Source organism: Silvimonas sp. (genome assembly GCF_031291215.1).
GTDB classification, from domain to species: Bacteria; Pseudomonadota; Gammaproteobacteria; order Burkholderiales; family Chitinibacteraceae; genus Silvimonas; species Silvimonas soli.
Genome location: NZ_JARLJK010000063.1, coordinates 63,187 through 77,106 on the forward strand (window position 1 = coordinate 63,187; position 13,920 = coordinate 77,106).

Below are 13,920 nucleotides of genomic sequence, written 5' to 3' on the forward strand. Positions count from 1 at the left end.
CCATTTACCGATTCCATCAGAGGTGAGTCGGGTGATCTGACGCAATCCGCCGTGGTTTGCCGCACCGGCACCAGGCAAATTGCGTCAGAAGAACAGCGGGCGGTGGCTTAGTTGGAATAGATGTACTGCTTGCCCTCGCCATCGATATTGCTCTTGTCCAGCACCACAAACCCGGTGCCTTTGATGGCCGGAATCTTCTTGCCACGTGCCGCATCAGCGCCGTATTTCACGCCGAAATAACCCATTTCTGCTGGCTTCTGGGCGATTGCAATATCTACCAGACCACTCTTGATGTCTTGATCAATACCCGGCACGGCATCAAACACCACTACTTTCACCTTGCCTTGCTTGCCCGCTTTTTTCACGCCCTCTGCGGCGCCTTTGCCTGAGAAAGTATTGGCGCCAAATACGCCGGCCAGATCGGGGTTACGCGCCAGAATGGCGGCAATATGCGCTGCGGCTTTATTGGCATCGTCCTCGTTGTATTGGGTATCCAGCACCTTGATGTTGGGGTGCTTTTTCATTTCATCCAGAAAACCCTCTACCCGCGCGTCGGTACTGGAAATGCCCGGCTTGTTGTCTTCGCAATAAACCTCGCCTTTGTCACCAATGGCTTTGGCCAGCGCCCGCGCAGCGATGCGGCCGCCTTCGGTGTTGTCCGAGGCAATATAAGACAGGGGGAAGTCGGCATCGCCTTTGCCTGTTTGATATTTGCCGTCACCGATATAGGTATCGACAGTAATCACTTTGATGCCGGCAGCAACTGCCTCTTTCAGTGGCTGGATCAACTGCTGTTTATCGACTGGGGAAATCAACAATACATCGGGTTTTTTGGCGATAAAGGCCTTCAGGATCGGTACTTGCTCGGTGGTATTCCAGGCTTTGGGCACCTGAAACAGCAACTCCACGCCCTCTTCTTTAGCGGCCTTCTCGGCTCCGCGGTGCATGGTGAAATAAAACGGATCAACCACGCCAGGCAACAAGGCAATCACCGGTTTATTGGCATCAGCCCACGCTTGCGCTGACAACATGCCCCCAAACAGCGCGGCCAAGGTTAATTTCAGAACAGTTCTACGCGTATTCATACCGATATCACTCCACAAATGGGTTAACCCGTGAGCGAACAAGGCATGGAAAAGCGGCATCAATACCGACAATGCAGTCGCGTGCTGACAGCAAGCCATAAGTGCGGATTGCCCATTTGTGCGCAGTGTCGTACACCGGATTTCCAGTGTCTTTTTATAAAGATGGCTTTTATTTTCAAGCGCATCCAATGCCGGCAAAAACGCTTCAAGCAACAAAGCATTTCGCCGGGCGTGTTCTTATCTATATGCAGTTAAATCAGGCAGGTCAATTCTGCAGTGCAATATCGCCAGCCCTTGGAAAACAGCGCAAGACAGCAACAGCGCTACCTGCGGCCACGTTGTAATCGTCGGGGAAAATAAAAATAAACTGCCGCCACTTAATAACAACCCGGCGCAAAGCAAAAACCGGCCGGATTCTCGAGGATTCCGGCCGGTCTCTGGTTGATGTAAATGAAACGAACAACTACACAGCAACTTACATCGGTTACTTCACGCCAGCCTACACTGCTACCGGCAGATATCGACTGCGGTAATGCCTGGCTACAGCGCTGAGTAACAAAATCAGCATCAGGCAAAACTCCGCACCCAGTCCGGCCAGCGTTGCGTCCAGATAGTGCCCGGAATAATGCAGTGTTTGCGCAAACACCGCGCCCAGCAGCGCCGAACCCAAGCCAAAGGACGCCTGTTGCAAAGTCGCCAGCATGGCGCTGCCCGCGCCTGCCTGTTCCGCTGGCACATCGGCCAGACCAATCCGGAAGAAACAGCTCACGATAAAAGCCTGGCCAAAACCCATCAGTAACGTGGCGGGGGCAAGATTGAGAATGCCGGGGTGTGGCCAGACCCGGTTAAAGGTGGCCATAACCAGTAGCAAACCACTCATCTGGATCAGACAACCGAGAATCAAGGTGGGAGTACGCCCCAGTTTGGCCACGACGCGAGTGCTCAGTAACGAACCGGCGAAATACGAAGCGCCCAACACGATAAAGGCGTTGCCGGAATGCACCGGCGACAGGCCGGCGCCCGATTGCAGGGCCAGCGCCACCACAAACATGAAACCGCTCCAGCAAGAGAAAAACAGAATGGCAATCAGCAAGCCAAACCGCACGCTGGGCAGACGCAGCAGCGACGGCGGCAACAGTGGAAAAGCACCCCGCTGCTCTTGCCGCAATTCAGCATTCCAAAGCATTCGCAACAACGGCACGGCTGCCGCCAGCAAGGCGAAGCACGGCCACGACCAGTGCAAGGATGGTCCGAGCGAAATCGGCAGCAGGATGCAAAGCACTACGGCGGTCAGCAGTAACGTACCGGGCCAGTCGATATGCGCGGCATGCTCCCGACGGGTATCGGGCACCCAACGGCGAGAACAAGCCAGGATGGCGGCACACACCGGCAGATTGATCAGAAACACGCTACGCCAGCCGGTACCCGCAATGTCTGCCGACACCAGGAATCCGCCCAGTACTTGCCCGACAATGAAGGCCAGCCCACCAATCGCCCCGTAGAAACCCAGCGCGCGGGAATGGGCGTGCCCGGTCAGGCTGACGTGAATCGTCGCCAGAATCTGCGGCACCAGCAACGCAGCCGCAATGCCTTGCAATGCGCGGGCGGCCAGCAAAAACCAGATTGATGTGGCCAATCCGCATAACAACGAAGCCACACCAAACAACAGCACGCCAAAATTGAATAACTTCAGTCGGCCAAAATTGTCGCCCAGACGTCCGCCCATCGCCAGGCACACCGCAAACGCCACACCATAAACCGCGACCAATAATTCCAGTTCGGTTTCTGTGGCATGCAGTGAATGTGCGATGGCATCCAGGGCGACGTTAACGATAGAGAAATCGATCTGCGGCAACAGTTGCCCGGCCAGAAGCACATAGAGCCCGAACTTGCCCAGACGTGAATGATTAACGGACGTTGTCATGACAAATCCTATCCATGAATAAACATAAAATATGCCAAACGGGAGGCAATGGAGGGGAGTATGCTGACACTTTTAGACTGGTACCAGCGTCTGTTTAGCCTGGTATAAAATGTGCCAGCCTATGAAGGAGAAGCGCCGTGACCACCAGTTCGAATACCGGCCAGAATCAGGAAACCAGCGGTAAAGAGTTTGCGGAAAGCAGTAGCGCCCACGCGTTAGGCACTTTTCTGCGCGTTCGGCGTGAAAGCCTTGATCCGACTCGTCTGGGCCTGCCTCGCACCGGTCGCCGCCGCACGCCTGGCCTGCGGCGGGATGACGTCGCCATGCTGGCAGATATCGGCATTACCTGGTACACCAAGCTGGAGCAAGGTCGACCGATTCGCGTGTCCGCCAAGGTATTGAGCGCGATTGCCGTCGCCTTGCAATGTAGCGACGCGGAAACACGCCACTTGTTTGCCCTGGCTGGCATCGCCAAACCTGCTGCGGACACTGTTGCCGCTGTCTATTGCGAAGCCCTTTCCGCCACCAGCCAGTTAATTCTGGACCAACTCGACCCGATTCCCGCGCTTATCCAGAACGCCCGCTTCGACATCATTGGCTTTAACCAGTCATTCTGCCGCCTGGTTGGCGTAGACCTGCAGCAGATTGCGCTGGAAGACCGCAATTGCATTTATCTCGCCATTACCAACCCGGCATGGCGCGCCAGTCTGGCGCAGAGCGTGGATTCGTTGCCGCGCATGGTGGCATTGTTCCGGGCCGCCATGGCCGAGCATTTGCATGAGCCGGTGTGGGAGCAAAAACTGCAGCGGTTTCTGTCCGCTTCGCCCGAATTTCGCGAGGCATGGCAGCGTTACGAAGTACGTGGCATCGAAAACCAGATCAAGCGCTTTTGCAATCCACTTGTTGGAACCATCGATTTACAGCAGACCAACTGGTGGTCTGCGCCCAAAAATGGCGACCGCTTGATGGTGTACGCGCCAGCAGACGAGCACGCCAAACAGGCGTTGCTGCGTCTGGCGGAGCAATAAACCCCGTTGCGACGGTTAGTGCACGTCGACCGTGCTGTCGCCAGTGGTGCTTTCTGCCTCGTGTTGCTGTATGGCCCACAGCCGCGCGTAGGCACCGTTGGCGGTCAGCAGGCTGCGATGATTGCCGCGCTCGATAATGCGTCCGCCTTCCATTACCAGAATCTCGTCAGCATCGGCGATGGTGGACAAGCGGTGAGCAATCACCAAAGTGGTGCGGTTGGCGGAAATTTCTTTCAATTCAGCCTGAATGCCGCGTTCGGTTCTGGAGTCCAGCGCCGAGGTGGCTTCGTCAAAAATCAGAATGGGCGGGTTCTTGAGAATGGTGCGAGCGATGGCTACGCGCTGTTTCTCGCCGCCGGACAACTTCAGGCCGCGCTCGCCCACTTTGGTATCAAAGCCGTCCGGCAAGCCCATGACGAAATCGTAAATGTGCGCTGACCGGGCGGCGTCGATCACTTCCTCGCGGCTGGCTTCCGGTCGACCGTAGGCGATGTTGTAGTAAATGCTGTCGTTAAACAGCACCGTATCCTGCGGCACGATGCCGATATGCTGGCGTAGCGAAGCCTGGGTGATTCCGCGCAAATCCTGGCCATTGATGGTGATCTTGCCCGCGTTCACGTCGTAGAACCGGTAAAGCAAACGCGACAAGGTCGATTTGCCCGCGCCCGAACTGCCTACTACCGCCACCGTATGGCCCGCAGGCACGGCAAAGCTCACGGAGTGCAAAATCTGCCGATTGCTTTCATAGCCGAAATCGACAGCTTCAAAGCGGATATCTGCGCGCTGGGTAATGAGCGGCACAGCGTCGTGCTGGTCTTTGATTTCCGCGTTCTGACCCAAGAGCTTGAACATTTTTTCCATGTCAGCCAGCGAGTTCTTGATTTCGCGGTAAACAAAACCCAGAAAGTTAAGCGGTGCATACAACTGCAGCAAAAAAGCGTTCACCAGCACCAGATCGCCCAAGGTCATTTTGCCGTCGACGACTTCTTGCGCGGCCAGTCCAACCAGCGCCGTGACGCCCAGTGCAATAATCCCTGCCTGCCCGGCATTCAGGAATGACAACGAAACCTGGTTTTTGACCGAGGCTTCTTCCCATTTCACCAGACTTTTGTCATAGCGCTCAGATTCCCAGCGCTCATTCCCAAAATATTTAACCGTCTCGTAGTTAAGCAAGCTGTCCACGGCGCGGGTGCTGGCTTCCGAATCCATATTGTTCATGGTGCGGCGAAACACCATGCGCCATTCGGTAATGCCCAGCGTAAAGCTGATGTAGATAACAATCGTGCCAAAGGTAATGGCGGCGAAATACCAGTCGTATTTCTTCAGCAAAATACCGGCGACCAGAACGATTTCCACCAGCGTTGGCAGGATATTGAACAGCGTAAAATTAAGTAGAAACGCAATGCCTTTAGAGCCGCGATCAATATCTCGACTCATCCCGCCGGTTTGCCGCTCCAGATGAAAGCGCAAAGACAAAGCGTGTAAATGATCAAACACTTGCAGCGCTACGCGACGAATTGCGCCTTGCGTCACTTTGGCAAACACGGCGTCGCGCATTTCCCCAAATACCGACGCACACAGTCGCAGCAAACCATACCCGGCAACCAGTGCCAGCGGCAATACCACCACACCTTTGTTGCCATCCAGATGATCGACAATGCCTTTGAGCACCAATGGCACGCCAACGTTGGCGACCTTGGCCGCAATCAGCAGTACCATGGCCAGGATTACGCGGTTTTTGTACTGCCACAGATAAGGCAGCAAGGTGCGCAGCGTTTGCAGGTCGTTGCGGCGGGCGGGCGTTGAGTCGGAGGGATTCATGAGTTGGGCACTTGTCTGGACTTGCCAATAATGAGGCCGCGGATGCAAATAACAAGCAACCGCAGCAAACATTGGATTGTAGGCGCTTTGCGCTTTGCCTACGTCGTTCCCATGCAATCCGGTTGATGGACGAATGGCATGGTCAAATAAAAACGACCCGCGATTTGCCGGGTCGTTTTTATTTCAAAGGATGCGCAAGAGCCAGAATTAGAAGTCCACGCTGGCGCTCACTGAGAACGTGCGTGGCATCCCGACCGTCAAGTAGCCATAACCAGGGTAACCGCCAACAGAAGACCAGTAGTCGCGGTTAAACACGTTATCAACACGGGCGCGTAGCGTGACCGGACGGTTATTGATGTCCACCAGGTAGCGTACGCCCAAGTCCAGCCGTGTCCAGCTTGGCACTTCCAGCGTGTTCAGATCATCGGCATAGCTGGACCCGGTGTAAACCACGCGGGCATTCAGGGCCAGACCTTCCAGTTGCTGGACTTCCCATTCCATGCCCAGGTTGCCCTGAAAGCGCGGCACACCGATCACGCGGTTGCCATTGGTCAAATCAGAGCCCGTGTTCTTCTGTGTGGCGTCCAGCCAGGTTACGCCGCCCAATACGCGCAGGCCGGGTGCGGCCAGACCAAAGAAATTCAGCTCCGCCCCACGATGCTGGTCTTCGCCGGAATCAGAGAAATGATTGTCTGAATCCACAACGCCGCGTGGTTTGTCGGTACTAAACAGCGCCAGACCCGCACCCAGACGGCCACCGTCATACTTCACGCCCACTTCTTTTTGCCTGGAAACATATGGGGCCAACATTTCGCCAGGGTTGGTTACGTTGGCTGGCGCGGTATCGCCCTGCGCCAGGCCTTCAATGTAATTGGCGTAAACCGAAACCTGTTTCACCGGCTTGTAGACAATGCCGACCGCCGGACTGGTACGACCCTTGGTGTAGGCCGCGCTCGCGATGCCGGTATCGTAGGCGTAGTTGGTAATGTCAAAGTGCTGGTAGCGAGCACCCACCGTCAGCAATAGTGACTTGTCGAACATCGACAGCGTATCGCCCACCGCCACGCTGGTCAGGCGGATAACGCCATTCAAGGCCGGGTTATCCAGGTCATTGCCAGTAAACGCTGTGGCGGAAATCGCCGGTTGGGCGTAGGACGTCGGGTGATACAGGTTGGTATCAAACGTGTTGAAGAAGTCCATCGCATAAGCATTGCTCTTCTTCAGTTCGAAGAAGTCGCCCGCCAAGACCCACTCGTGACCAACCGGGCCGGTTTGCAGCTTGCCGCGTACGCCGACTTCGCCGGTATCCACCTTGTCGTCACGCGTATTGTCAAAGCGATAGAAATTGCCATCGCCGTTGTCACTGGTTACCGTCAGGTTGGCCAGCGAGTTGGATTCATGACTGCGACGCAAGCCGTAGGCCGCCCAACCTGTGATGTCCTGGGTGAAGTCATATTCAGCGCGCAGCGTGCCAAACACATCGCGTTCGTTGGAATACGACCATGGTTGCGCAAAGTTTTTGCTGGCATCGGGTGCATCTGGAACGCGTGTTACGCCTGCGCCGAGCGTGACTTCCGGGCGCGTTGCATTGAGGCGGTTGTCTTGCGCGCCAATATCGGCCGAGACGCGGGCGTTTTCGCCGCGCCAGTCCAGTCCCACCGAACCCACGCTGGTCTGCGATTTTTCATCATCCACACCAGTGCCGCCATCGCGATAACCCGCATTCATACGCAGGCCAAAACTCTTGTCCGGACCAAACCGGCGCGATACGTCGGCAGATGCGTTGCCGCTGCCACCGCTATCCACTCCGACGGTGACGCGGTTCAGGTCTTCGTTGGTGGCGCGCTTGGGCACAAGATTGATCGAACCACCGATACCGCCGCCGTTAGGCGCCGCGCCCATCAAGAAGCCAGTCGCACCTTGTAGTACTTCGACGCGCTCGAACAGTTCGGTTGCAATGTACTGGCGTGGCAGCAAGCTATACAAGCCGTTGTAGGCAACATCGTCCGAGCTCAGCACAAAGCCGCGAATGAAGTACGATTCCTGAAAATTGCCGAAACCCTTGGCTACACGCACGCCGGAATCATTCTGCAATACGTCACCCACACCATGGGCTTGCTGATCCTGGATCAAATCGTTGGTGTAGCTGGTGATGCTGAACGGGGTATCCATATTGTTTTTGGTGCCCAAAATGCCGGCGCGACCGCCCTTCGCCACCTGGCCGCCCGCATAGGCTGGCTGCAGACCGTCTTTGGATGCATCGGCACTCGCAGTAACAGTTACGGTGCCCAGATCGGTAATTTGCGAATTTGCGGCGGATGGTGTGGAGGCGGCAACGGGAGGGGGCTCGGCGGCATAGGCCAGCGGCAAGGAGCAAGCCATGGCGATTGCCAGGGCCATCGGGGTCATTTTTTCATTTGAATTCCGGGCAGATAAAAATCTGCCACCGCGTCAACCTGCGGTGGCAAGCACTAAAGCGTTTTCTTATTGGTAATAAGAATTATACTCATTAACATGTAGAAAAAGTTGCTTTAACGTAAGATTCATCAAAAACGCCGGAAAACTGTGGCTAAACCCGGGAATTTCTTACTGAAATTCGCCTGATTTGCCGGAACATTCAGAAAATTCACCACCATCCGTTATTGATTCGTAAGTATTTACACCACAACACAAGACCAAAAAGTCAGTCAGCGCCATTTGGGATGGTTAACAAAAAGGCCCGCACCCGGATTTGTTGTCTGGGTGCGGGCCTTTTCAGGTCGCCATATCGGCGAATGGACCTGCCGGGCTAATTGACGCTTGCAGGCGCCTGTGTGGTGCTTTGAGCGTCGTCCACCTGGGGCTGTGTGGTGGATTGATCCTGGCGGATGATCACGTCATCGCTGTTGTCTTTGTTGTACGGTGTCATCGCCGACTGACTGGTGTCCCAAGTGTTCAGCCGTGGGGTATTATTATAAAGCCCGTTGCGATACCCGCGTTCACCCGTGGCACCTGCAGATGCCAGTGCCGAACCGGCAACAAGCGTAGTGGCAACAGTACAAAGTGTGATGAGTGCCTTTTTCATGACAGTCTCCTGTAGTGGTTAAGCATGAATATGGCCCTGAAGGTCATGCCTTCACTCTACCCAAGACTGATTTGCGCCTATGTCGGTCAGGCAAGCGGATTGACGTCAGTCGGGCACTACCGGGCTGTCGGTCTTCGCTGAGGGCGGCTTCCCACAAAAAAACCCGCCAGCAGGCGGGTTTTTGATGTTACAGGGCACGTAGGCCGCCATCTGTTAAAGACGTAGTTCGCGCCGCAAAAACTGGTGAAAGTGCTGCATGCCGTCTTCCATCGGCGACTGGTACGGCCCTACTTCATTGCGGCCAGCCGCGTGTAGCGCCTCGCGACCCAATTCCATGCGTCGGATGATTTCGCCATCTTCTACCGCGGTTTCCATATAAGCCGCTTGTTCGGCAGCGATGAATTCCGGCTCAAAATAAGCGATGTCTTCCGGGTAATAGAATTCGACCACGTTTTTGTAACTGCGCGGCCCGGTCGGAATCAGTGTGGAAATCACCAGCGTATGCGGATACCACTCCACCATAACGTTGGGATAGTAAGTCAGCCAGATCGCGCCATAAGGCGGCTGCTCGCCGCGATTGTACTCAAGCACCTGCTTGTGCCAGTGCTCATAGGTCTTTGAACCAGGCTTGGAAAGCGCGTTGTGTACGCCCACCGTCTGCACCGAATACCAGTCGGCGAACTCCCACTTCAGATCGTCGCAAGTCACAAACTTGCCCAAGCCTGGGTGGAATGGCTCGACGTGATAGTCCTCCAGATAAACCTCAATAAAGGTTTTCCAGTTGCCTTCGTATTCATCCACGCTAACGCTATGAAAGACGTAGTTGGAGAAATCGAGATCTTTGGCTACGCCGAGATTTTTGAGGTCACCTTCGATGTCGCGACCATTTTTCTCAAACAACAACCCGTTCCAGTTCTGCAGTTGGGTTTCTGGCAGATGCAGGCACGGGTTGTCGTCAAAATGCGGTGCGCCGAGCAAATGACCGTCATTGTTGTACGTCCAGCGATGCAATGGGCAAACGGTGTGTGAGCCATTGCCGCGCCCTTCCAGCATCAAAGCCTGGCGATGCCGGCAGACGTTGGAAAGCGCTTTGACGCCAGAGGCGGAACGTTTCAGGTAGCGAGCGCCGTTGGTGGCTTCAAGTACGTGGTAATCACCGACCTCTGGCACCATCAGTTCATGACCAATATATTTGGGGCCATGCTCGAACAGGAGTTCAAGTTCACGCTGATACAGGGCTTCGTCGAAGTATGCCGAAATCGGCAACTGGGTGGACATGTCCAGCTGCATGGACGCAGCCGTAGCCAGAATATTCATAGTATCCCACACCCCCTGGGCTAGAAGGTCTAAGACGTCTTGCCACTTTGCTGACGCAAAGTGCGCAGCGGATGGGTGGGCAAGCCATCAAGCATTAATCAAATTCGGAGCGCAAAACCCCGAGCCACGAGAGGCCGAATTCTGCCCGCAACGGGGGCTTTACGCAAGTGTCATGGGATTGGAAAGCTTCTAAAAATCAGGAATTTGATAACAGAAGTGAGTCTGCGCGCCTGCGAAAACAGGGGTTGGCGTGGCCGTTTTCAGTCTTCAGAGTGCAGGCTGACTGCAGGTCGGTTGGCCCAATTTCCAGTCAGAAAAGCAATGCCTGACGCCGCACTGTACAATGCTCTATTGAGTTGCACATTGCGCGCCCGGTTTTCCAGGGCAAAACAGTCCGCAGCACCCTATTCTTTGGTCGTGATCAGAACGGATATATCTATTTGTTTTGTCACGGCCTTTCCCGGCAACGCCGCGCAATGCCTTGCCGGGCAAGAACGACACAGGAACACACCATGATCAATAACGACGTAATGCGCAGCGTGCGCTACATGCTGGATCTGAGCGACAAGCGCATTGTCGACATCCTCAAGCTGGCCGACTTTGAGGCACAAAAAGAAGATGTAGCCGCATGGCTGAAGAAAGATGAAGAAGAAGGCTACGCGGAGTGCGACGACAAAACCATGGCGCACTTCCTGAATGGTCTGGTGATTTTCAAGCGTGGCAAAGACGACACCCGCGCGCCGCAGCCTACCGTCTGGCCAGTCACCAACAACACAGTTCTGAAAAAACTGCGTGTGGCTTTTGAGCTGAAAGAAGACGACATGCACACCATTCTGGCGGCATCGGGATTCGAGGTATCCAAGCCAGAATTGAGCGCACTGTTTCGCAAAGAGGGTCAGAAAAACTACCGCGCCTGTGGCGATCAGTTGCTGCGCAACTTTCTCAAGGGTTTGACACTGCGGGTGCGTGGTCCGAATTAAGTCGGGCCGCAGGCCATATGACTGTGTGCCAACTTGATGGTTGTGTTGGCACCAGCAAAAAAATAGCCCGCACATTGATGCGGGCTATTTTTTGCATGCATTCAGTGCAATGGCTGTCAGTCTTCCTGCTCGCGCATATTGCGACCCAGCGGACTGGGCTGATTGCGGGCCTTGGCCAGTTCAATCTGCTTTTGCCGCTCACGCGCACCGGCGCGGGTTTTCTCGCTGAGACTGTTCCAGCAATGCGGGCAGCTAATGCCGGGCACATAATGTGGCGATTTGCGTTCTTCTACCGACACCGGCTCGCGGCAAGCGTGGCATAACTCAAAATCGCCTTCGCTCAAATCGTGACGCACGGTGACGCGGTTATCGAACACAAAACAGTCGCCCTTCCAGCGTGACTCTTCCTGCGGCACGGTTTCCAGGTATTTCAGAATCCCGCCTTTCAGGTGGAAGACCTCTTCAAAACCTTCGCCCAACATATAACTGGAAGCCTTCTCGCAACGAATGCCGCCGGTGCAGAACATGGCGACTTTCTTGTGTTTGGCCGGGTCGAAATGTTCTTTGATGTACTCGGGAAACTCGCTGAAGCTGGTGGTTTGCGGGTCAACGGCGCGCTCGAAAGTACCAATCGCCACTTCATAATCGTTGCGGGTATCGATCACCAGCACTTCCGGGTCCGCAATCAGCGCATTCCAGTCTTGCGGCTCAACGTAAGTGCCAACTTTTTTGTTGGGGTCCACGCCGGGCACGCCCAAGGTGACAATCTCTTTTTTGAGTTTGACCTTGGTGCGATAGAAAGGCTGCTCGTCGCAATACGATTCTTTGTGATCGATATCGAGCATGCGCGGGTCGTTCTTGAGCCAGTTCAGCAAGCCATCAATCGCCTCACGCGTGCCGGACACGGTGCCATTGATGCCCTCTTGGGCCAGCAACAGCGTGCCCTTCACGCCCAGGTCTTTCATGCATTGCTGCAGCGGCTCACGCAGTTCAACGTAATCAGTCAGCGTGACGAACTTGTATAGCGCAGCCACCACGATGGGATGCGCGGTATTTTGAGTCATTCAGAAAATCTCCAGGTGGTCGTCCACGTAAAGGACGGACCCGATAAAAAGGCCGGCCAGCGCCGGAAGCCGGAATGTACCCGCGTCGCAAAATTGATTCAACCAACTTTCACGTAAAGCAAACATGAAATGCGATGCGCGGCTAATGGCAAATACGATTCGTCTATTCACCGCATTTACCTTGGTATCCCGTGAAAACTCCCCGACGATGCGTTTCTCGCAACGCAGGGAGTATTTCAATCATGAAAAAACATATTTCGTTGTCCGCCTTGGTTCTGTCTGCCGCCTTCACCATTCAAGCTGCTCCCGCTTTCAGTGCCGACGCTGCTTCTACCGTAATCGGCTCTGGTGCCATGTCGGTCGCTTATGCGCCTGTGCTATCTGTAACCGGACATCCATTTGAAGCTTCAGCAGCTGCGGGCGGAGGCAGTGCCATGATCGTTGCCGGTCTGGTTATCGGCACGGGCGACGTGATTGAAGTATCGGTGCAGAAAGTTGCCGATGGCAGCAAAGCAACCGTGGCTGTCTCTGCCGACGTCGTCAAAAAACTGGGGGTTGCGGTTGGCCAGACCGTGACCGCAGTTTCTGAGGCTACCGGTTATTCCTTGATCTATTCCGGTCAGATTCTGGCTTTTGTACCCAACGCCGCCGGCCAATCCTTGCTGGAACACAGCCGCGTTAGCGATGCGAGCGCCCCCGCTGCCGCGGCAGGTCACTAAAGATGGCGAATCGCAAATTCCCCCGCATTTGCGCACTGATTTGTGCAATGGTGCTTGGTATATCCAGTACGGCGTGGGCGGGTCAGACCTGCAGCGACGCACCCATTGACGGCACCGTTGTCCGCAACGCCCTGGAAGCGGGCTTGCAGGCCTCCCGGGCTCTTGATGAGCTGCAACCCAAAGTGGCCTTGATTGCACGCATTGGCTCGGACCTTTCCGAGTACGGCCTGCGTTATTCGCACCTCGGGTTCATCTCACGTGAAGCACCGGGACAGCCTTGGCGCATGACCCATTTGCTCAATGAGTGTGGCTCGGCCACGTCAGAGTTGTGGCATGAAGGTTTGGGTAATTTCTTCATGGATGACATGTTCTCGTTTGATTCCTTGATCATGATCCCTGATGCAAAAACCCAGGAGGCACTGTGGGGCTTGTTGCACAGTCCCGTTGCGCTGGAGCAGATGCATTCGACCAGCTATAGCGTTGTCGCCTACCCGTTTTCAACGCTGCACCAGAATTCAAACCAATGGGTGCTGGAAGTGCTGGCTGAAGCACAGGGCGGCAAGGTCATCAATGGCCGTGAGCGTGCTCAAGCCTGGCTCAAGGCTAATGGGTATCAGCCCAGCACGCTTAAGATCGGCATGTTCAAGCGCCTGGGTGGGCGAATGTTCAAGGCCAATGTTGTGTTCGATGGGCAACCCGGCAATCGGCGGGCTGCTGGCCTGATTGATGTGGTCACGGTGGATTCCATGCGCCAGTTCATGAAGTCGCTGGAGATCGAGCAATCCGAACGTGAGGTAATTGCCAAGGGTATTGTCGTTGCACCAGCAACAAAGGGCCGCTGATCTTCAGTGCCTTGCAGGCAAAGGGAATGAAAAAAGCCGACTGATCACAGTCGGCTTTTTTATTACCGCATCTCCA

12 protein-coding genes are annotated in these 13,920 nt (G+C 55.1%); 5 read left to right on the plus strand and 7 right to left on the minus strand.

The genetic code is table 11. The annotated features are described in order from the left end of the window. Positions 1 to 107: 107 nt before the first annotated feature. The gene (locus P4L78_RS05890) at positions 108 to 1,085 is read right to left on the minus strand and encodes an ABC transporter substrate-binding protein (protein WP_309327252.1); all 978 of its coding nucleotides are present in this window, start codon (positions 1,083 to 1,085) and stop codon (positions 108 to 110) included. A gap of 146 nt (positions 1,086 to 1,231) precedes the next feature. Between P4L78_RS05890 and P4L78_RS05895 the strand changes: the two genes are divergently transcribed. Next, positions 1,232 to 1,429 carry a hypothetical protein gene (locus P4L78_RS05895; RefSeq protein WP_309327253.1) on the plus strand — a complete coding sequence of 66 codons (198 nt, stop codon included), beginning with the start codon at positions 1,232 to 1,234 and terminating at the stop codon, positions 1,427 to 1,429. A gap of 155 nt (positions 1,430 to 1,584) precedes the next feature. On the opposite strand, the gene P4L78_RS05900 is transcribed toward P4L78_RS05895, so the two are convergent. Beyond that, on the minus strand, positions 1,585 to 3,009 hold the full coding sequence (locus P4L78_RS05900; protein ID WP_309327254.1) for an MFS transporter: 1,425 nt from the start codon (positions 3,007 to 3,009) through the stop codon (positions 1,585 to 1,587). 137 nt (positions 3,010 to 3,146) lie between these two features. Between P4L78_RS05900 and P4L78_RS05905 the strand changes: the two genes are divergently transcribed. Next, the gene (locus P4L78_RS05905; protein ID WP_309327255.1) at positions 3,147 to 4,037 is read left to right on the plus strand and encodes a helix-turn-helix transcriptional regulator; all 891 of its coding nucleotides are present in this window, start codon (positions 3,147 to 3,149) and stop codon (positions 4,035 to 4,037) included. A 15-nt stretch (positions 4,038 to 4,052) separates the two neighbouring features. Here the strand turns inward: P4L78_RS05905 and P4L78_RS05910 are convergent, their stop codons facing one another. The 4 genes from P4L78_RS05910 to P4L78_RS05925 form a co-directional block, all read right to left on the minus strand. After that, positions 4,053 to 5,858, minus strand: coding sequence for an ABC transporter ATP-binding protein/permease (locus tag P4L78_RS05910; protein WP_309327256.1), 1,806 nt, complete (start codon positions 5,856 to 5,858; stop codon positions 4,053 to 4,055). 207 nt (positions 5,859 to 6,065) lie between these two features. Beyond that, a complete protein-coding gene (locus tag P4L78_RS05915) occupies positions 6,066 to 8,267 on the minus strand; it encodes a TonB-dependent receptor (RefSeq protein WP_309327257.1) in 2,202 nt (733 codons plus the stop codon). A gap of 379 nt (positions 8,268 to 8,646) precedes the next feature. After that, entirely contained in the window at positions 8,647 to 8,922 is a 276-nt protein-coding gene (locus tag P4L78_RS05920; RefSeq protein WP_309327258.1) for a hypothetical protein, read from the minus strand. A gap of 213 nt (positions 8,923 to 9,135) precedes the next feature. Then, positions 9,136 to 10,239 carry an aromatic ring-hydroxylating dioxygenase subunit alpha gene (locus P4L78_RS05925; protein WP_283149470.1) on the minus strand — a complete coding sequence of 368 codons (1,104 nt, stop codon included), beginning with the start codon at positions 10,237 to 10,239 and terminating at the stop codon, positions 9,136 to 9,138. Between the two features lie 512 nt (positions 10,240 to 10,751). Here P4L78_RS05925 and P4L78_RS05930 point away from each other — a divergent pair. Beyond that, the gene (locus P4L78_RS05930) at positions 10,752 to 11,219 is read left to right on the plus strand and encodes a DUF1456 family protein (RefSeq protein WP_283149471.1); all 468 of its coding nucleotides are present in this window, start codon (positions 10,752 to 10,754) and stop codon (positions 11,217 to 11,219) included. Between the two features lie 116 nt (positions 11,220 to 11,335). On the opposite strand, the gene P4L78_RS05935 is transcribed toward P4L78_RS05930, so the two are convergent. After that, complete coding sequence (locus tag P4L78_RS05935; RefSeq protein ID WP_309327259.1) at positions 11,336 to 12,283, minus strand: rhodanese-related sulfurtransferase; 948 nt, start codon at positions 12,281 to 12,283, stop codon at positions 11,336 to 11,338. A gap of 242 nt (positions 12,284 to 12,525) precedes the next feature. On the opposite strand from P4L78_RS05935, the gene P4L78_RS05940 reads away from it, so the two are divergent. Further along, positions 12,526 to 13,002, plus strand: coding sequence for a hypothetical protein (locus P4L78_RS05940; RefSeq protein WP_283149473.1), 477 nt, complete (start codon positions 12,526 to 12,528; stop codon positions 13,000 to 13,002). A gap of 47 nt (positions 13,003 to 13,049) precedes the next feature. Then, on the plus strand, positions 13,050 to 13,844 hold the full coding sequence (locus P4L78_RS05945; protein WP_309327260.1) for a DUF2145 domain-containing protein: 795 nt from the start codon (positions 13,050 to 13,052) through the stop codon (positions 13,842 to 13,844). Positions 13,845 to 13,920 lie beyond the last annotated feature (76 nt).